This window comes from Lysinibacillus sp. GJ-1 (assembly GCF_021166035.1).
Lineage (GTDB): Bacteria > Bacillota > Bacilli > Bacillales_A > Planococcaceae > Lysinibacillus > Lysinibacillus sphaericus.
This window is the reverse complement of the sequence record NZ_CP088912.1, coordinates 4010782-4028803: the sequence shown is the minus strand read 5'-3', so window position 1 is coordinate 4028803 and position 18022 is coordinate 4010782. Positions and strand designations below refer to the sequence as shown.

At 40.8% G+C, this 18022-nt stretch carries 17 protein-coding genes, 16 tRNA genes and 3 rRNA genes; 33 read left to right on the top strand and 3 right to left on the bottom strand.

Annotated features, from left to right (window positions below):
* Nucleotides 1–4 precede the first annotated feature (4 nt).
* The 4 genes from bcp to LO754_RS20115 all read left to right on the top strand — a co-directional run bounded on the left by bcp (nt 5) and on the right by LO754_RS20115 (nt 2575).
* On the top strand, nt 5–478 hold the full coding sequence (gene bcp, locus LO754_RS20130) for a thioredoxin-dependent thiol peroxidase (protein ID WP_024364568.1): 474 nt from the start codon (nt 5–7) through the stop codon (nt 476–478).
* Nucleotides 478–1422 carry a D-2-hydroxyacid dehydrogenase gene (locus LO754_RS20125; protein WP_024364569.1) on the top strand — a complete coding sequence of 315 codons (945 nt, stop codon included), beginning with the start codon at nt 478–480 and terminating at the stop codon, nt 1420–1422. The genes bcp and LO754_RS20125 overlap by 1 nt, the downstream gene beginning before the upstream one ends.
* Nucleotides 1423–1537: 115 nt before the next feature.
* A complete protein-coding gene (gene perR / locus LO754_RS20120; protein ID WP_024364570.1) occupies nt 1538–1981 on the top strand; it encodes a peroxide-responsive transcriptional repressor PerR in 444 nt (147 codons plus the stop codon).
* Nucleotides 1982–2212: 231 nt separating this feature from the next.
* A complete protein-coding gene (locus tag LO754_RS20115; RefSeq protein ID WP_024364571.1) occupies nt 2213–2575 on the top strand; it encodes a hypothetical protein in 363 nt (120 codons plus the stop codon).
* Between the two features lie 58 nt (nt 2576–2633).
* Here LO754_RS20115 and LO754_RS20110 read toward each other — a convergent pair whose 3' ends face one another.
* On the bottom strand, nt 2634–2987 hold the full coding sequence (locus tag LO754_RS20110) for a YgzB family protein (protein ID WP_024364572.1): 354 nt from the start codon (nt 2985–2987) through the stop codon (nt 2634–2636).
* A 150-nt stretch (nt 2988–3137) separates the two neighbouring features.
* On the opposite strand from LO754_RS20110, the gene LO754_RS20105 reads away from it, so the two are divergent.
* From LO754_RS20105 to LO754_RS20010, 20 genes are all read left to right on the top strand, one after another.
* Nucleotides 3138–4022 carry a nucleotidyltransferase-like protein gene (locus LO754_RS20105; protein WP_024364573.1) on the top strand — a complete coding sequence of 295 codons (885 nt, stop codon included), beginning with the start codon at nt 3138–3140 and terminating at the stop codon, nt 4020–4022.
* A gap of 350 nt (nt 4023–4372) precedes the next feature.
* Nucleotides 4373–5920 (top strand): 16S ribosomal RNA (locus LO754_RS20100).
* 299 nt (nt 5921–6219) lie between these two features.
* Nucleotides 6220–9137, top strand: a 23S ribosomal RNA gene (locus LO754_RS20095).
* A gap of 115 nt (nt 9138–9252) precedes the next feature.
* Nucleotides 9253–9368: ribosomal RNA gene (gene rrf, locus LO754_RS20090) — 5S ribosomal RNA — on the top strand.
* The 16S, 23S and 5S rRNA genes sit together here with 16 tRNA genes alongside, the layout of an rRNA operon.
* A gap of 18 nt (nt 9369–9386) precedes the next feature.
* Nucleotides 9387–9463, top strand: a tRNA-Asn gene (locus LO754_RS20085).
* A gap of 5 nt (nt 9464–9468) precedes the next feature.
* Nucleotides 9469–9560, top strand: a tRNA-Ser gene (locus LO754_RS20080).
* A gap of 24 nt (nt 9561–9584) precedes the next feature.
* Nucleotides 9585–9659, top strand: a tRNA-Glu gene (locus LO754_RS20075).
* Nucleotides 9660–9679: 20 nt separating this feature from the next.
* A tRNA-Val gene (locus LO754_RS20070) sits at nt 9680–9755 on the top strand.
* A gap of 28 nt (nt 9756–9783) precedes the next feature.
* Nucleotides 9784–9858: transfer RNA gene (locus LO754_RS20065), tRNA-Met, on the top strand.
* 5 nt (nt 9859–9863) lie between these two features.
* Nucleotides 9864–9939 (top strand) — tRNA-Asp (locus tag LO754_RS20060).
* A gap of 19 nt (nt 9940–9958) precedes the next feature.
* Nucleotides 9959–10031: transfer RNA gene (locus LO754_RS20055), tRNA-Phe, on the top strand.
* 12 nt (nt 10032–10043) lie between these two features.
* Nucleotides 10044–10119 (top strand) — tRNA-Thr (locus tag LO754_RS20050).
* A 9-nt stretch (nt 10120–10128) separates the two neighbouring features.
* Nucleotides 10129–10212, top strand: a tRNA-Tyr gene (locus LO754_RS20045).
* A gap of 10 nt (nt 10213–10222) precedes the next feature.
* Nucleotides 10223–10296 (top strand) — tRNA-Trp (locus LO754_RS20040).
* Between the two features lie 12 nt (nt 10297–10308).
* Nucleotides 10309–10384, top strand: a tRNA-His gene (locus LO754_RS20035).
* 36 nt (nt 10385–10420) lie between these two features.
* Nucleotides 10421–10496, top strand: a tRNA-His gene (locus tag LO754_RS20030).
* A gap of 4 nt (nt 10497–10500) precedes the next feature.
* A tRNA-Gln gene (locus LO754_RS20025) sits at nt 10501–10575 on the top strand.
* A gap of 5 nt (nt 10576–10580) precedes the next feature.
* Nucleotides 10581–10655, top strand: a tRNA-Gly gene (locus LO754_RS20020).
* A 7-nt stretch (nt 10656–10662) separates the two neighbouring features.
* A tRNA-Cys gene (locus LO754_RS20015) sits at nt 10663–10736 on the top strand.
* Between the two features lie 51 nt (nt 10737–10787).
* A tRNA-Leu gene (locus LO754_RS20010) sits at nt 10788–10868 on the top strand.
* 149 nt (nt 10869–11017) lie between these two features.
* Here the strand turns inward: LO754_RS20010 and LO754_RS20005 are convergent.
* Together LO754_RS20005 and LO754_RS20000 are read right to left on the bottom strand one after the other, a co-directional pair.
* Nucleotides 11018–12121, bottom strand: coding sequence for a tyrosine-type recombinase/integrase (locus LO754_RS20005; RefSeq protein ID WP_231785144.1), 1104 nt, complete (start codon nt 12119–12121; stop codon nt 11018–11020).
* Between the two features lie 451 nt (nt 12122–12572).
* Entirely contained in the window at nt 12573–12956 is a 384-nt protein-coding gene (locus LO754_RS20000; RefSeq protein ID WP_231785143.1) for a helix-turn-helix transcriptional regulator, read from the bottom strand.
* A 142-nt stretch (nt 12957–13098) separates the two neighbouring features.
* On the opposite strand from LO754_RS20000, the gene LO754_RS19995 reads away from it, so the two are divergent.
* The 9 genes from LO754_RS19995 (at nt 13099) to LO754_RS19955 (ending at nt 18009) form a co-directional block, all read left to right on the top strand.
* The gene (locus LO754_RS19995) at nt 13099–13266 is read left to right on the top strand and encodes a hypothetical protein (RefSeq protein WP_231785142.1); all 168 of its coding nucleotides are present in this window, start codon (nt 13099–13101) and stop codon (nt 13264–13266) included.
* 20 nt (nt 13267–13286) lie between these two features.
* Nucleotides 13287–13613 carry a DUF771 domain-containing protein gene (locus tag LO754_RS19990; RefSeq protein WP_231785141.1) on the top strand — a complete coding sequence of 109 codons (327 nt, stop codon included), beginning with the start codon at nt 13287–13289 and terminating at the stop codon, nt 13611–13613.
* Between the two features lie 281 nt (nt 13614–13894).
* The gene (locus LO754_RS19985; protein ID WP_231785140.1) at nt 13895–14092 is read left to right on the top strand and encodes a hypothetical protein; all 198 of its coding nucleotides are present in this window, start codon (nt 13895–13897) and stop codon (nt 14090–14092) included.
* Between the two features lie 20 nt (nt 14093–14112).
* Nucleotides 14113–14472 (top strand): hypothetical protein, encoded by a 360-nt coding sequence (locus LO754_RS19980; protein WP_231785139.1) that lies wholly within the window; start codon nt 14113–14115, stop codon nt 14470–14472.
* Between the two features lie 132 nt (nt 14473–14604).
* The gene (locus LO754_RS19975) at nt 14605–14760 is read left to right on the top strand and encodes a DUF6906 family protein (RefSeq protein ID WP_231785138.1); all 156 of its coding nucleotides are present in this window, start codon (nt 14605–14607) and stop codon (nt 14758–14760) included.
* 287 nt (nt 14761–15047) lie between these two features.
* Nucleotides 15048–15959, top strand: coding sequence for a rolling circle replication-associated protein (locus LO754_RS19970; RefSeq protein ID WP_231785137.1), 912 nt, complete (start codon nt 15048–15050; stop codon nt 15957–15959).
* Nucleotides 15956–16717, top strand: a complete 762-nt coding sequence (locus LO754_RS19965; protein WP_231785136.1) for a ParA family protein — start codon at nt 15956–15958, stop codon at nt 16715–16717. Before LO754_RS19970 ends, LO754_RS19965 begins: the two co-directional genes overlap by 4 nt.
* 35 nt (nt 16718–16752) lie before the next feature.
* Entirely contained in the window at nt 16753–17724 is a 972-nt protein-coding gene (locus tag LO754_RS19960) for a DUF3850 domain-containing protein (RefSeq protein WP_231785135.1), read from the top strand.
* A gap of 27 nt (nt 17725–17751) precedes the next feature.
* Entirely contained in the window at nt 17752–18009 is a 258-nt protein-coding gene (locus tag LO754_RS19955) for a hypothetical protein (protein ID WP_231785134.1), read from the top strand.
* Nucleotides 18010–18022: the final 13 nt, after the last annotated feature.

The following is an 18022-nucleotide window of genomic DNA, read 5'->3' as shown; positions in this document are numbered from 1 at the left end:
TAATATGACTTTAGTAGAAGGACAGAAAGCACCGGATTTTTCACTTGTTAATGACAAGGGGGAGCAAGTGCAATTAGCAGATTTCAGAGGCAAATATGTTATTTTGTATTTTTATCCGAAAGATATGACACCAGGTTGTACGACAGAGGCTTGTGATTTCCGTGATAAGCACGATGACTTTAGTCAGTTGAATGCAGTTGTATTAGGTGTGAGCCCTGATGATGCTCAAAAGCATACGAAATTTATTGATAAGCATGGGTTGCCATTTTCTCTTTTAGTGGATGAGGATCACGCTGTGGCTGAGGCTTATGGTGTATGGGTCTTGAAAAAAATGTATGGACGTGAATATATGGGAATTGAACGTTCTACTTTTTTAATTGATACGGAAGGTAAGCTTGTAAAGGTATGGCGCAAAGTGCGTGTGAAAAATCATATTGAAGAAGTTTACGCTTTTTTAGCCAAGCAGGAGGAGCAGTAATGAGAATCTATTTTACGTTTGAGCCAAGACCAGATTTACGTAAACCGTTAGTAGAGGAATTCCCACAATGTGATTTTGTATTTGAAAATGGTTTATCTACGGATGAATTACAAAAAGCAGACGTACTGGTTACATATGGTGAAGATTTAAACGATGCCAATATACAGTATGCTACCAAACTAAAGTGGATTTTTGTTGCTTCGGCAGGTGTAGAGAAAATGCCAGCACAAGCCATTATGGATCGGGATATTTTAGTATCTAATGTGCGAGGGATTCATAAAACACCGATGGCCGAGTCAATACTTGCTCATATTTTAGCCATTAAGCGTGCATTGCCATGGATGTATGAGCAACAAAAGAAAAGTGAATGGTCGAAAAAAGGAAAGCAAACGGAATTACGAGATAGTACAGCACTTATTTTAGGACCGGGTGCCATTGGATCGGAAGTAGGTCGGTTACTACAAGCGTTTGGGGTAACAACAATAGGCTGTAACCGTTCGGGCAATGCAGCACCTTATATGGATGAGATGGTAAATTTCGCTAAGTTAACAGAAGCTTTGCCTAAGGCGGATATCGTACTTTCTGTCTTACCGAAAACACCAGATACTACGCACTTATTGAAGGATGAGCATTTTAATGCAATGAAAAACGATGCCATTTTCATGAATTTTGGTCGTGGAAATTTAGTAGATGAGAAAGTTCTTATTCGTGCTATTGAAGCGGGTGAGATTGGTTATGCCGTATTAGATGTGTTTGAAGAAGAACCACTTAGTGCAAACAATCCTTTATGGTCATACTCCAATGTAATTGTTTCACCACATGTTTCAAGTCATTCTTCACGTTATGTAGAGCGTAGCTTAGCTATTTTTAAGCCAAGTTTGACGAAATGGTTGGATGGAGATACCGCTTTAGAAAATGTTATGGATTTGTCGAGGGGTTATTAAATTGTAATTTAATTTAGATGACGCATAGGCGAATGTTGACAGATGTTAGCTTAATTCGATACACTAATTGTAACAATTATAAATTAATAATACTTATGAAAAGGGGTGCATGACGATGTCTATACCGCATTTACAGGATGCACTTGACACGTTAAAAACAACTGGTGTACGCATTACTCCTCAGCGTCATGCTATTTTAGAATATTTAATTCAATCGATGACACATCCAACTGCCGATGAAATTTATAAAGCACTTGAAGGGAAATTTCCGAATATGAGTGTAGCAACTGTCTACAATAATTTACGAGTTTTCCGGGAAGTAGGATTAGTGAAAGAGTTGACGTATGGGGATGCTTCTAGCCGTTTTGATTTTGTGACCAACGATCACTATCATATGATTTGTGAATGCTGTGGTAAGATTGTCGATTTCCATTACCCAGGTTTAGATGAAATCGAACACTTTGCTTCTCAAGTAACAGACTTTGATGTGCATTCACACCGTCTAGAAATATACGGCACATGTCCAGCTTGTAAAGATGTTGAAGCGAAAGTACAGTAAATTTCTTGTGGTCTTTGGGTTTTAATAAGGTTAAGAGTGAATAATTTAAAGAGGCAAGTGGGCGTTTTGCTCGCTTGCTTTTTATTGTGGAGTGGCGAAAATTGCTTTAAAAAGCCCAAATATTCACGATATTAATAGCGTGATGAAAATTGACAAGGTGTTGATGGTTCAAAAAACTGCTGTGTTGATATAGCAACTTTGTATTAACAGTAACTAGAGAGGAGGGATTGAATGAATGTACAATTAGGGAGTAGTAATTACTTTAGTACATTGAAAAAAGAAGAGCGTTTATCGGAGGATTTATTTTTAGTAAAGAAAAGAAAAGCAACATATGAAATAAGAAAAGAGGATGGTTATATACGTCATATAGTCACGAAAGAAAATGGGGAAAAGGTCGTTGTAAGAGAAGTGAAAATATCAAAGCAAGAAGAAAAAGAACATTCTTTTGGTGACATAAACGATATGATTGCACAAAAATTAGTAGACCAAATGATAAAATCATTCGATGACAGACAGAACCAACAAAAATTTTTAAAAACAGGCATAGCTGGTTTAAAAGAAAAACAAATTACTAAATATATAGTGAGTATATAATTGGTAGCGGTGATTAACCTAAATTACAACAATAACAAAAAATCCTAGCTCTTGAGGACTAGGATTTTTTTGCTTTGTTATTATAAGATTGGTCGAACTCTTTTCCTTCAAGTGTAGGATCAAGAGTTAACGGTTCATTGCAGTACATGCACATATCAACTCGACCTAAAACTTTCGTATGCTTATGACAATTTGGGCATTCTACTTGAACGGCTCTTGTAGAGAGAAGGCCAATCCAAGCATAGACAACTGTACTACCAATAATACATAGTAAACCAAGTGTCATGAAGATTAAGACAAGGATGGGATTGTTTTTAAAGAATATCCCCCCATACATAACAACAAAGCCGATAAAAATAAGTGCTAATGCGAATGAACGGATTTTATTAATTTTACTTTTGTAAGGTTTCATACAATATCTTGCCTCCCAATCTAAAATCTACTATAACATATAAGAACGAAGTATTTTAGCTTTGAGTAGGAGTCAAAGAAGGAATAGTTTTAGAGTATGTCGAAATTTTAACGAAATAAAGGTCTTACAATAAATAGAGGAGGGCTGAACATGGAGCAAGTATTGCGTCCTATATATCAAGAACGCGCGAGTCAGTCTAATACATTAGGTGTTATTTTAATGGAGAAACGTGAAGAGCAAAGTAATGTTACTGACACATTTGATACGGTATTACTAATTATCGTGAAAGAAGCGGATCAGCCTGTTTATACAAAGCACTACCTATATGAGGGAAATAAGGTAGCCTTACATACTGTTACAGAAAAATTGTTACGGAAGTGGTTACTAATCGGCTCTAATAAGAAAGTCGTTGATTGGATTTTCTTTGGGAGAGTGTTGTTTGATCGCAATGAGTTCCTTCATAAACTAAAAATTGAACTGCAAGAGTTTCCGTTTAGTGGTCGGAAAATTAAAACGGGTATTCAATTCTCAAAGTTAATTCGTCGTTACTTAGAAGGAAAAGAATATTTTGATAAGGGTAGTTACCTAGATGCATACAATCATGTAGTAGATTCCTTGCATCATTTAGGGCGATTGTCCATTATAGATAGTGGGTTGTATCCAGAAGTTACGGTGTGGGCACAAGTGAAAAAAATTGAACCAGCCATTTACAAGCTTTACGAAGAACTTGTTATGAGCAGTGAACCAATTGAAAAGCGTTTAGAGCTTCTATTTTTAGCAAGTGAGTTTTTGATTCATTCACGTACACATGACGGAGCGCAACATATATTAGAAGTAATGCAAACAAAAGAGTCATGGACTATACAGGAATTACATGATCACCAAGAGCTTGTAAACTATTCCGTTGACTTAGAAGTATTCGTAGAATATTTAGTGGGGAAAGGCTACATTCTAATTGACCCTGTCGTTGCAAAAAGTGAAATGATATTTCATCGACATTATAAGGTGAATAAAGAGTCTATAGAATTTGAATAAACCTTGTAGTATGCTAGTAATCGAGGTATAAAAATGTACCTCGATATTTTTTTTAAAAAAGTGTTGACGTTTAATATAATGATATTGTATTATATTAATTGTCGCTAAGACGTAACAGAAACACTCGGAAAAATCAGTGAAAAAACTTTTAAAAAGTTGTTGACACAAATTGAGTGAGATGTTAATATAAAGAAGTCGCTGAAAAACGACGAAACAAAATGAACCTTGAAAACTGAACAAGCAAAACGTAATCAATATAGTTTTTATTAGCTAACTTCGTTAGTGAACGAAACAAAATTTTGGACATCAAAATTGATGCCAGCAAAACAATTTGAGCTAATCAAATTTCTTTTATGGAGAGTTTGATCCTGGCTCAGGACGAACGCTGGCGGCGTGCCTAATACATGCAAGTCGAGCGAACAGAGAAGGAGCTTGCTCCTTTGACGTTAGCGGCGGACGGGTGAGTAACACGTGGGCAACCTACCCTATAGTTTGGGATAACTCCGGGAAACCGGGGCTAATACCGAATAATCTCTTGTCCCTCATGGGACAATACTGAAAGACGGTTTCGGCTGTCGCTATAGGATGGGCGCGGCGCATTAGCTAGTTGGTGAGGTAACGGCTCACCAAGGCAACGATGCGTAGCCGACCTGAGAGGGTGATCGGCCACACTGGGACTGAGACACGGCCCAGACTCCTACGGGAGGCAGCAGTAGGGAATCTTCCACAATGGGCGAAAGCCTGATGGAGCAACGCCGCGTGAGTGAAGAAGGATTTCGGTTCGTAAAACTCTGTTGTAAGGGAAGAACAAGTACAGTAGTAACTGGCTGTACCTTGACGGTACCTTATTAGAAAGCCACGGCTAACTACGTGCCAGCAGCCGCGGTAATACGTAGGTGGCAAGCGTTGTCCGGAATTATTGGGCGTAAAGCGCGCGCAGGTGGTTTCTTAAGTCTGATGTGAAAGCCCACGGCTCAACCGTGGAGGGTCATTGGAAACTGGGAGACTTGAGTGCAGAAGAGGATAGTGGAATTCCAAGTGTAGCGGTGAAATGCGTAGAGATTTGGAGGAACACCAGTGGCGAAGGCGACTATCTGGTCTGTAACTGACACTGAGGCGCGAAAGCGTGGGGAGCAAACAGGATTAGATACCCTGGTAGTCCACGCCGTAAACGATGAGTGCTAAGTGTTAGGGGTTTCCGCCCCTTAGTGCTGCAGCTAACGCATTAAGCACTCCGCCTGGGGAGTACGGTCGCAAGACTGAAACTCAAAGGAATTGACGGGTACCCACAAGCGGTGGAGCATGTGGTTTAATTCGAAGCAACGCGAAGAACCTTACCAGGTCTTGACATCCCGTTGACCACTGTAGAGATATGGTTTCCCTTCGGGGACAACGGTGACAGGTGGTGCATGGTTGTCGTCAGCTCGTGTCGTGAGATGTTGGGTTAAGTCCCGCAACGAGCGCAACCCTTGATCTTAGTTGCCATCATTTAGTTGGGCACTCTAAGGTGACTGCCGGTGACAAACCGGAGGAAGGTGGGGATGACGTCAAATCATCATGCCCCTTATGACCTGGGCTACACACGTGCTACAATGGACGATACAAACGGTTGCCAACTCGCGAGAGGGAGCTAATCCGATAAAGTCGTTCTCAGTTCGGATTGTAGGCTGCAACTCGCCTACATGAAGCCGGAATCGCTAGTAATCGCGGATCAGCATGCCGCGGTGAATACGTTCCCGGCATCCTTGTACACACCGCCCGTCACACCACGAGAGTTTGTAACACCCGAAGTCGGTGAGGTAACCTTTTGGAGCCAGCCGCCGAAGGTGGGATAGATGATTGGGGTGAAGTCGTAACAAGGTAGCCGTATCGGAAGGTGCGGCTGGATCACCTCCTTTCTAAGGATATTTTCGGAATACAAACCTCGGGTTTGTAAGATTACGTTTTGCGTTCAGTTTTGAAGGTTCATCATTACGATGAAATACTTCAAAACTTGTTCTTTGAAAACTGGATAAAACGACATTGAAATTGTAACAAACACATTTATTTTTAAGTTTTTTATAGGCTTAATAACAAATGAAGGTTTCGAGATACGAGTAAGACAAAGAAGCGATTGAGTGAGAGGAGCGTACCTCTGTACGTGACTGACCGAACGAATGAAGCTGACGCTGGATTACGATGTATATCGGAAGCTGCAGGTTAAGTTATTAAGGGCGCACGGCGAATGCCTTGGCACTAGGAGCCGAAGAAGGACGGCACTAACACCGATATGCTTCGGGGAGCTGTAAGTGAGCTTTGATCCGGAGATTTCCGAATGGGGAACCCACTACGTTTAATCGCGTAGTATCTTGACGTGAATACATAGCGTCTTGAAGGCAGACCCAGGGAACTGAAACATCTAAGTACCTGGAGGAAGAGAAAGAAAAATCGATTCCCTGAGTAGCGGCGAGCGAAACGGGAAGAGCCCAAACCAAGAGGCTTGCCTCTTGGGGTTGTAGGACACTCTATACGGAGTTACAAAGGAATGAGTTAGATGAAGCGACTTGGAAAGGTCCGCCAGAGCAGGTAAAAGCCCTGTAGTCGAAAGTTCGTTCCCTCCAGAGTGGATCCTGAGTACGGCGGAACACGTGAAATTCCGTCGGAATCCGGGAGGACCATCTCCCAAGGCTAAATACTACCTAGTGACCGATAGTGAACCAGTACCGTGAGGGAAAGGTGAAAAGCACCCCGGAAGGGGAGTGAAAGAGATCCTGAAACCGTGTGCCTACAAGTAGTTAGAGCCCGTTAATGGGTGATAGCGTGCCTTTTGTAGAATGAACCGGCGAGTTACGATTACGTGCGAGGTTAAGCTTTAGAAGGCGGAGCCGCAGCGAAAGCGAGTCTGAATAGGGCGAATTAGTACGTGGTCGTAGACCCGAAACCAGGTGATCTACCCATGTCCAGGGTGAAGGTGAGGTAACACTTACTGGAGGCCGAACCCACGCACGTTGAAAAGTGCGGGGATGAGGTGTGGGTAGCGGAGAAATTCCAATCGAACTTGGAGATAGCTGGTTCTCTCCGAAATAGCTTTAGGGCTAGCCTCGTGATGAGAATACTGGAGGTAGAGCACTGTTTGGACTAGGGGCATCCCGGTTTACCGAATTCAGACAAACTCCGAATGCCAGATATTTATACACGGGAGTCAGACTGCGAGTGATAAGATCCGTAGTCAAAAGGAAACAGCCCAGACCACCAGCTAAGGTCCCAAAGTAATCGTTAAGTGGAAAAGGATGTGGCGTTGCACAGACAACCAGGATGTTGGCTTAGAAGCAGCCATCATTTAAAGAGTGCGTAATAGCTCACTGGTCGAGTGACGCTGCGCCGAAAATGTATCGGGGCTAAACGATTCACCGAAGCTGTGGATTGACATCTACGATGTCAGTGGTAGGAGAGCGTTCTAAGTGCGTTGAAGTCAGACCGGAAGGACTGGTGGAGCGCTTAGAAGTGAGAATGCCGGTATGAGTAGCGAAAGACGGGTGAGAATCCCGTCCACCGTATGACTAAGGTTTCCTGAGGAAGGCTCGTCCGCTCAGGGTTAGTCGGGACCTAAGCCGAGTAGATAGGCGTAGGCGATGGACAACAGGTTGATATTCCTGTACCACCTCCTCACCGTTTGAGAAATGGGGGACGCAGTAGGATAGGGTAAGCGCGCCGTTGGTTGTGCGCGTCCAAGCAGTAAGGCGTGTGTGTAGGCAAATCCGCACACTGTAACGTTGAGCTGTGATGGCGAGTCCGTATGGACGAAGTTCCTGATTTCACACTGCCAAGAAAAGCCTCTATCGAGGTGAGAGGTGCCCGTACCGCAAACCGACACAGGTAGTCGAGGAGAGAATCCTAAGGTGTGCGAGAGAACTCTCGTTAAGGAACTCGGCAAAATGACCCCGTAACTTCGGGAGAAGGGGTGCTCTTGAGCGTGCAAGCGCATGAGAGCCGCAGTGAATAGGCCCAGGCGACTGTTTAGCAAAAACACAGGTCTCTGCAAAACCGTAAGGTGACGTATAGGGGCTGACGCCTGCCCGGTGCTGGAAGGTTAAGAGGAGTGGTTAGCGCAAGCGAAGCTGCGAATTGAAGCCCCAGTAAACGGCGGCGTAACTATAACGGTCCTAAGGTAGCGAAATTCCTTGTCGGGTAAGTTCCGACCCGCACGAAAGGCGTAACGATCTGGGCACTGTCTCAACGAGAGACTCGGTGAAATTATAGTACCTGTGAAGATGCAGGTTACCCGCGACAGGACGGAAAGACCCCGTGGAGCTTTACTGTAGCCTGATATTGAATTTTGGTACAACTTGTACAGGATAGGTAGGAGCCAGAGATCTCGGAGCGCCAGCTTCGAAGGAGGCGTCGGTGGGATACTACCCTGGTTGTATTGAAATTCTAACCCATGCCCCTTAGCGGGGCAGGAGACAGTGTCAGGCGGACAGTTTGACTGGGGCGGTCGCCTCCTAAAAGGTAACGGAGGCGCCCAAAGGTTCCCTCAGAATGGTTGGAAATCATTCGTAGAGTGTAAAGGCACAAGGGAGCTTGACTGCGAGACCTACAAGTCGAGCAGGGTCGAAAGACGGGCTTAGTGATCCGGTGGTTCCGCATGGAAGAGTATCGCTCAACGGATAAAAGCTACCCCGGGGATAACAGGCTTATCTCCCCAAGAGTCCACATCGACGGGGAGGTTTGGCACCTCGATGTCGGCTCATCGCATCCTGGGGCTGTAGTCGGTCCCAAGGGTTGGGCTGTTCGCCCATTAAAGCGGTACGCGAGCTGGGTTCAGAACGTCGTGAGACAGTTCGGTCCCTATCCGTCGTGGGCGTAGGAAATTTGAGAGGAGCTGTCCTTAGTACGAGAGGACCGGGATGGACACACCGCTGGTGTACCAGTTGTCTTGCCAAAGGCATCGCTGGGTAGCTATGTGTGGACGGGATAAGTGCTGAAAGCATCTAAGCATGAAGCCCCCCTCAAGATGAGATTTCCCATTACGCAAGTAAGTAAGATCCCTCAAAGACGATGAGGTAGATAGGTTCGAGGTGGAAGTGTGGTGACACATGGAGCTGACGAATACTAATCGATCGAGGACTTAACCAAAAAGTTTGAAACATTCAATGAACCGTTTATCCAGTTTTGAAAGAATAAAAAAGTATTTCTTAAATACTTGTAATTATAATGATATATGTTATAATAGGTAATGTCTTTCAAATAGTCTAGTGATGATGGCAAAGAGGTCACACCCGTTCCCATACCGAACACGGAAGTTAAGCTCTTTAGCGCCGATGGTAGTTGGGGGCTTCCCCCTGTGAGAGTAGGACGTCGCTAGGCTATACATACTAAAATTATTCCGAAGTAGCTCAGTTGGTAGTAGCACCTGACTGTTAATCAGGTTGTCGCAGGTTCGAGTCCTGCCTTCGGAGCCATTCTTGGAGAGTTGTCCGAGTGGCCGAAGGAGCACGATTGGAAATCGTGTAGGCGGTTAACACTGTCTCAAGGGTTCAAATCCCTTACTCTCCGCCAGCACTTTAGGATTTCAATCATAAAGGCCCCTAGGTCAAGCGGTTAAGACACCGCCCTTTCACGGCGGTAACACGGGTTCGAATCCCGTAGGGGTCACCATTTATAACGAATACCCAGATGGAGGATTAGCTCAGCTGGGAGAGCATCTGCCTTACAAGCAGAGGGTCGGCGGTTCGAGCCCGTCATCCTCCACCATTTTTAAAAAAAATCAAAATAGTATTATCGCGGGGTGGAGCAGTGGTAGCTCGTCGGGCTCATAACCCGAAGGTCACAGGTTCAAATCCTGTCTCCGCAACCAAAAATGGTCCCGTGGTGTAGCGGTTAACATGCCTGCCTGTCACGCAGGAGATCGCCGGTTCGATCCCGGTCGGGACCGCCATTTTTAAAATAATAAATATGGGTCAGTAGCTCAGTTGGTAGAGCATTAGATTGAAGCTCTAAGTGTCGGCGGTTCGATTCCGTCCTGACCCATCATGTTTTTTTGCCGGTTTAGCTCAGCAGGTAGAGCAACTGACTTGTAATCAGTAGGTCGTGGGTTCGATTCCTATAGCCGGCACCATGTTTTCCCGGAGGGGTAGCGAAGTGGCTAAACGCGGCGGACTGTAAATCCGCTCCTTAGGGTTCGGCGGTTCGAATCCGTCCCCCTCCACCAGTTTTTTTATAGGGGCATAGTTCAACGGTAGAATAGAGGTCTCCAAAACCTTTGGTGTGGGTTCGATTCCTACTGCCCCTGCCAATTAATTTTATGGCGATTGTGGCGAAGTGGTTAACGCACCGGATTGTGGTTCCGGCATTCGTGGGTTCGATTCCCATCAGTCGCCCCATTTACTATAAAATTAAAATACAACTATAAAGCAATGGCGATTGTGGCGAAGTGGTTAACGCACCGGATTGTGGTTCCGGCATTCGTGGGTTCGATTCCCATCAGTCGCCCCATTGTTGGGGTATAGCCAAGCGGTAAGGCAACGGATTTTGATTCCGTCATGCCTAGGTTCGAATCCTAGTACCCCAGCCATTTATGCGGAAGTAGTTCAGTGGTAGAACACCACCTTGCCAAGGTGGGGGTCGCGAGTTCGAACCTCGTCTTCCGCTCCAATAATATGGCGGCATAGCCAAGTGGTAAGGCACAGGTCTGCAACACCTTTATCACCGGTTCAAATCCGGTTGCCGCCTCCATATTTTTTTCTTAATCGGATACTCCGATTTTTTTTATCTCTAAAGTATTATGCCGGTGTGGCGGAATTGGCAGACGCGCACGACTCAAAATCGTGTTCCTTTGGAGTGTCGGTTCGACCCCGACCACCGGTATCAGTAAGCTCGGATACGCTAAAATTTGAGTTTGAGAAAAAAGCTTGAAACCTTGATAAATCAATGGTTTCGGGCTTTTTTTATGTTTTTGAGGTGGGTTACGGAAGACTTCGTTTTGAAATTTTTATGCACAAGAAATGCACAAGTATTTATTGTGCCATCTTCTCGAAAATACTGATTGTGTTTTTCTCATCTTCTTCACGCAGCTCTTTTATAACATGGGCATAGTCCCTCATAGTAGTTTGTATATCCCCATGTCCTAATCTTTCGGATACATAATAAATTGATGATTTTTTATAGAGTGATACGCTGGCATGTGTATGTCGTAGTCCATGTACCGTAATAGTGTTTGTTATACCTAAATCTTGCAAAGTGTTTCGTAGCAGTTTATTTGCGGTTCCATTTGCAATTACTTTATATTTTGATTGAGCACTAAAGAAAACTAATCGGTGGATATTTGTCGGTAATTTATCAAATAACCTTTCGAAGGCTTTCATTGTCTCTGCATCCATTTTTATTTTACGAACAGATTGGGGGTTTTTAGTGGGACCAAAACCTTCTTGCATTTTACTTAAGTAACCCCAAGTTTTATCAATGTTCAAAGTGTTATTTTCGAAATCAAAGTCTTTGCGTGTTAATCCAACCAATTCTCCGAAGCGTAGCCCAGAAGTTAGACCAAGCAACAAAAGGTAATATCCTAATCCGCGTTCTAGTCGTTTGTATAATTCTTTCAGCAATAATTCGCTTTCGGCAAAATTCAAATGTTTTTCACTATCCTTTTTAGCTGGTACAGAACCTGTCAAAACAGCTTTACGAGTGAACTCAATTCGGATAACGTTTTCTTCAACAGCATCATATACACAAGCTTTGATATGGGAGTGTACTTTTTCAACAGTTTCTTTAGAACGAGTTGATCCATAATTATTTAAAAAATCTTGATAGTCATGACGTGTAATGTCTTTCATTAGTGTTTCTTCAAAATATATTTTAATTGCCTCAAGTGTATATTCATAATGAGTCAGTGTACTTTTGGTAACGATATTCATCTTGTAACGCTTGTACCAAGTCTCGAAGTAGTCAGCAAAAGTAATTGATTCTGTAATAGGCTTAATACCTTTGTTCAAAGCAGACTCGGCTTCGGAAGCAGCTATTTGAGCTTCTTTTTTGGTTTTAAAACCACCTTTCCGATATTGCTTTTGGTTGTGGTAAAAACAGTATTGCCACGCTTTTCCACGTTTAGTGTAACTAGCCATTAATAACCCTCCAATTCTAAATTTCTTTGATTATAGCAAAATTAATATATATTAATGCATTATGGAATAAAATAACTTTTTACAAAAAAATCTAAAATTCAACAAGAAACGACATTTATTTTTTTCTTTTAGTCGGAGAAATTGTATGATGAGGAAATCATTTCTTCATATGTCGAAGCCCGTCTAACGATATTTTTATGAAAAAAAGAACTATGCATATATAATTTAAATAACAACAAAAATGTCGAATGTTGTAAGTAATACCATGTATAATTTTACATAATTCTTCATTAAGAACAGAACTTTAGTTCTTATACAATTAATCTAAGAGGTGGTACATATGAAAAAAAAGTTAATTGAATTAATTGAAAATCAAGATGATAAAAGATTAATACGTCTTTTGTATCACTTAGTAAAAGCCGCCATTAAAAAAAGTAGCTTCTAAAAAGAGCTACTTTTTTACTGTTTTTTTATCCTCTAATAATCTATTGACAAGTTGATAGACGAAATCTAAGTCTCTATCATCTAATTCTATGGATTTTGTTATTATATCTTTTATCTGTTCGTTTTCTGTTACAAGTAATTCTCCTAATAATTCTGCGAATCTATCTTCTTCAGTGATAGCTATGTACATATCACCTTCACCTGTCTTCAACCAAACTTCGTTGATACTGAATAATTTACATAAATGGTGTATGAAAACATCATTAGGTACTACTTTGTCAGTTTCGTATTTCGAAAGAGCACCTAGTGTGCTGCCAAGTTTATTTGCAAATTCAGTTTGGTTCAAATCAAGTTGTTTTCGAATATCTTTAAGCCTTTTTCCTAGAGACATAATAATCACCACCTTCCTAAATAAGATATTACATTATAAGTTTTTAGCTTACAAGCCAAAAAAATATATACTTATAGCTTGCAAGCTAAAAATATATATGTTATTTTTATCTCACAAGCTAATTTGGTGTGGGGGTGAGAAGATGGAAACTAATAATATGAAATTAGATCGTATTGAAAAAATGACAAAGTTAGTTGCTAAGTTACATCTACTTGATGACAAAGAATTAAGTTATGTAGCAGGAAACGTGGCAGGTTTAGTATTTTCTAAAAAAAGTAGAGAAAAGGAAAATTCTAAAAGTGTATCTTAATTCAAACGAGGTGATAAGAAATGCAACAACAGTTACAGGTAAATTTAACAGTGCCAATACCAGATGGATATGTACTAATTAATAAAGTTGAGTTGGAAGAATTACAGCGCCAAGAGTTAAGTGGAGTCTACTGGACTATGAAAAATTTAGAGGAGCGCGTTAATAAGAAACAGGATTGGATTAAAGAGAATATTCTTTACCCATCGAAGTTTCGTAAAATACTAGATTCTGAAAATGGTGGATTTGTTTATTATCCTAAAAGCGTTGGAGAGAAGTGGATGTTTCATGCCTGCCAGATGACGAAATTTCTAGATAATAATTTCAATAAAATTTTTGGAAGTAAATAAATGCATATTGTACAAAAAGCAAAAAGACATTTGCGAGTGCAATGCTCGCTCATGTCAAGCAGTTTGTAATAGTAAGGGTTGGTTAGCCTAGTCCTCTAAAGTAGAGAATTTACAAGCTGCTTGATGTGAAGTCATTACATAAAGAACATCATAAGAAATTTCACATACATAAAAAACTCAATAGAGCGCTGTGATACCGAGCCGATGACGGTATAACTATTCTGACTTATAGCTGATATGACGGTAGCAACGTCAAAACACATGTAAGTGAGGTGAGAGAGGTGGACGAAATGATAGTCTTGGAGGAAAAAATCCAAAAGCACCAAACATTTTACGAGGTTAAGTACAAAAAGTATAAAGCGATGGATATTGCTGATCCTCGTTTACTCAATCGTTTATATCGCTTAATGAATTTCAACAAAATGATTATGCGCTTATATATGCAACGTCGCTTTTTTAGCATTGGTTTAAATAATTAAAAAGAAGTGGAGGGAAAACGATGTTAGGTGAATTGCAAACAGCATACGGACAAGCTTTGAAAAATCTAGTGTTCGTAGATTTTGTTAACAAAAAAACTATATGTACAGGTGGAATAGATGCTTTGGAATTGGAGCATTCGAAGGAAAGTGCTTGTTGCAGAGATATGATAACAGCTATTAATTTACATTTTCGGAAAGGTGATTTCGATTTAGTGAAAGAGCGGATAGACGTTCTGACAGATAGAGTCGATTATACGAAGACTTTAGAAGATCATTTAAAAGAACAGCGTCGAAACAAATTATTTGATATTGCTAATCAATTAAAAAAGCAAGGGAAAATCGGAGAGGTTGTGCATTTTAGTGCAAATCAGAGTCTATGACATAAAAAAACTGCTTAATCGTTGGAGCGACTAAACAGCACTTTAAACCTAGGAAATTTATCTTATCGACATTATATCAAGAAGCGGAATGTGTGTCTAGTACACTCAACAAATAAAAAAGGGGGAAATTTTGTGAAACAAGGTCGCAATTTAACAAGACAGCAAAAAAACTATATAGCAAGTTTTCGTTTGAATCCTAATAACTGGCTTATAAGTAAAAAGGAAGCTGATAGATGGTTGATTATTCATCGAGAAACAGGTCGATCTCGAACTATTCCAGCACCATAAACAAGCTTCCTAATTGAAAAAAAGCACGACAAAAAAGAAAAGCCTTTGTGGGAAGTCACAAGGGCTTTTATAAAGACCAATAAAAAAAGCCGTATCAACTCTGAACAGTTAAAACGGCTCGTTTGACTATTGCCAAACTCCTTATTGCTAGTATAGCAACCTTCATGGCAAACAGTCAATTAGCGTCCTTGTATGGAGTATTAAATTTACGACCACACAGAAGTACAAGTGGAGTAAATCTAACAAACATACTAGGGGCTGTAGATTATTGATTGGAGGATAGAAACATGAAGAGTGCACCGTTTAATGCGCTAAATAAACGAATTGACATTGAAGACTATGAAGACATATTCACAATAGATGAAGACACAACAGAGGATCGTATAGAAAGATTACGGGATAAGAATATAGTTAAATGTCGCAGAAAGACAATTAAGAGCGGAAATATACTTGAATGTGAAATCTATCCTATTCGTTCTGATATGGGTAAGTGGGAGCGCGGAAAAAAGAAGCAAGATGGCAGAAGTAGAATGGCGCAAAAGAATTTGAATATGAAAAATGCTGTAAAGCACTTTATAAGATTAGTGAATAGAAACTTCACTTCTGAAGATATTTTTATGCATCTTACGTATGACAATTTTAATTTGCCTGAAAGTTACGAGCAAGCAAAAAAAGATGTAACAAATTATATACGTCGTATCAAACGTTATATGCAAAAGATGGGATTAGGAGAGCTTAAATACATCTATGTTATAGAGTTTGCTGATGCAGAAGGGAAAAAGGTAAGGGTACATGCCCACATCATCATGAATTTCAACAATCGCACTATAGCAGAGGAATTATGGGCTAAGGGGCGTGCTAATTCGCGACAGTTGCAACCGAATGAAAGTGGATTAAAAGGAATTGCTAAATACATGATGAAGCAACAGCGCAAAGACAGCACAAAGCGCTATACACCTTCACGCAATTTAAAACAACCAACAATTACTGTAGCTGATAGCAAAGTAACGAGAAAACGTGCAGAACGTATTGCGCTGGAACAAAATACTGCTCATGAAATATTTGAAAAAATGTATCCTGGTTATCAATTTAATGAAATCAAAGTGAAGTATAGTCCTTTTGTTTCGGGTGTCTATATTTACGTAGAGATGATACGAATTGATAATCCAGTACAAACAAAAAGGAGACTAGATATATGAGAGTAATCAGCATTATTAATCTAAAAGGCGGGGTATCTAAAACAGTTTCAGCTATCAATATAGCTTATACGCTAGTGAAATTGCATGGGAAGCGTGTATTACTCATTGATAACGACAAGCAGGGCAACACATCTAAATTTTTCGGGCTATATGATCCTGAAAGCAAGTGTGGATTATCAGAGTTATTAACAATCAGGGATTTAGATGTGGATAACGTTATTCAGCAAACTAATTATGAGGGGCTAGATATTATCACCGCCAATATGAATTTGCTACGTGCTAATAAGGAAATCTTGATGGATGTATCACGTCCACAGCAAACACGACTTCGTAACAAGCTAGAGTCTGTAAAAGAGCGCTATGACTACGTGATTATTGATAATGCACCAGATATTAATATGACAGTGGTGAATGCATTAGTAGCATCTGACGATGTGTTAGTGCCCATTAAAATAGATCAATTTAGTTTTGATGGATTAGAACAAATCATAGAGCAGATTGAAGATGTAAGTGAGTTCAATAATGATATTCGTTTTGCTGGATGCTTTGTCACAATGTATCAGCGTAACAATGTGAATCAACAAGGGGCTGAATTATTAGAAAAGCAGGGTTATCCAATGTTTTCAACACGTATTAGAAAGACTGTAAAAGTAGATGAAATGACGTTCGTTGGAAAGCCGTTATTAGAATATGCGAAGCGGTCAACAGCTTGTGTGGATTATATAGCGCTAGTAAAAGAATATCTAGAATTGTGTTAGTTTCGGGCACATTTTCAAAGAAAGGAGCGGAGTAAATGTCGAAATTCAATCTATCACAGCTTATGAACACGGAATCAAAGAAGCAAATTGTGGCATTTAAGATTGAGCACATACCATTGGATAACATACTGCCATCGCCAAAAAATAACTACAGTGTGGATGATGTTTCAGAGCTTAAATCGAGTATTGAACTATTGGGACTTCAACAAAACTTAGTGGTGCGTATAAAAGATGATGGGGCATACGAGCTAATTAGCGGTCATAGACGCTTAAAGGCTATGCAAGAGCTACGCAATGAGGGAAACAAAGATTTCGAAAAAGCGCCTTGCAAAATTGTTAAATCGACAGACGACATCCAAGCAGAATTACAACTCATACTAGCAAACTCAACCACTCGTGTGTTAACAGATGCTGAAAAAACAAAACAGGCAGCACGATTACATGAACTGTTACAAGAGTTACAAAATAGTGGTAATCAACTAAAGGGGCGCAAACGCGAGATTGTAGCGCAACTTATGGGCGTGTCATCGTCCCAAGTGCAACGGATGGACAGCATTAACAAAAAATTAGCTCCTGAACTAAAAGAAGCATTTAGTGAAGGGGAAATAAATATCACTGCTGCCTATGAAATGTCGAGGTTGCCAGAAGAAACGCAAAAAGAGGTTGCCCAAGAATACAGAGAGGGTAAACCGCTAACGCCGTCCGTAGCAAAAGAAAAGCGACGGGAAATCATTGAGTCAGAGCAAAAAGAAAAGCCGATGACGCATGAACTAGATAGCTATCCTGAACAGTTTGAGGCGATATTGCAAGGCTTGAAAACTTTTATGTGTGGTTTCAATAATCAGAGTTTTCGAGTGGGCGATAAATTGAAAATTAATGAATTTAATCCTGAAACAATCTTGTACACTGGCAGATTTGTAGAGGTTAGAATCATTTACCTGCAAGAAGGGGGAGAAAATGACATCCCCGAAGATTACGTGATTATGAGCATTAAAAAAATTAGATAAAAGCAATTTCGAAAGGAGGAGAAGCGGTTGGAAAGTAGCTTACGCCAGTTAAGTCTGTTTGATGATTATTCACAATCGTCTCGTGCATTTTTTAGAGTGCATGAGACGGTGAAAGTCATTGAAGTAAAGAATAATCCTGAAATCTATGAATATCGCAAACATTATTTTGGTTATGTGATAGGTAAAAAGGGAGTTGTCCAGAAAGTAGATGGTCATTCCGTGTTAGTTCGTATCGGGGATGAATCCATACTCTTTGATGCACAGGAGCTAGAGTGGATTGCGTAAAAATGCAAATTTA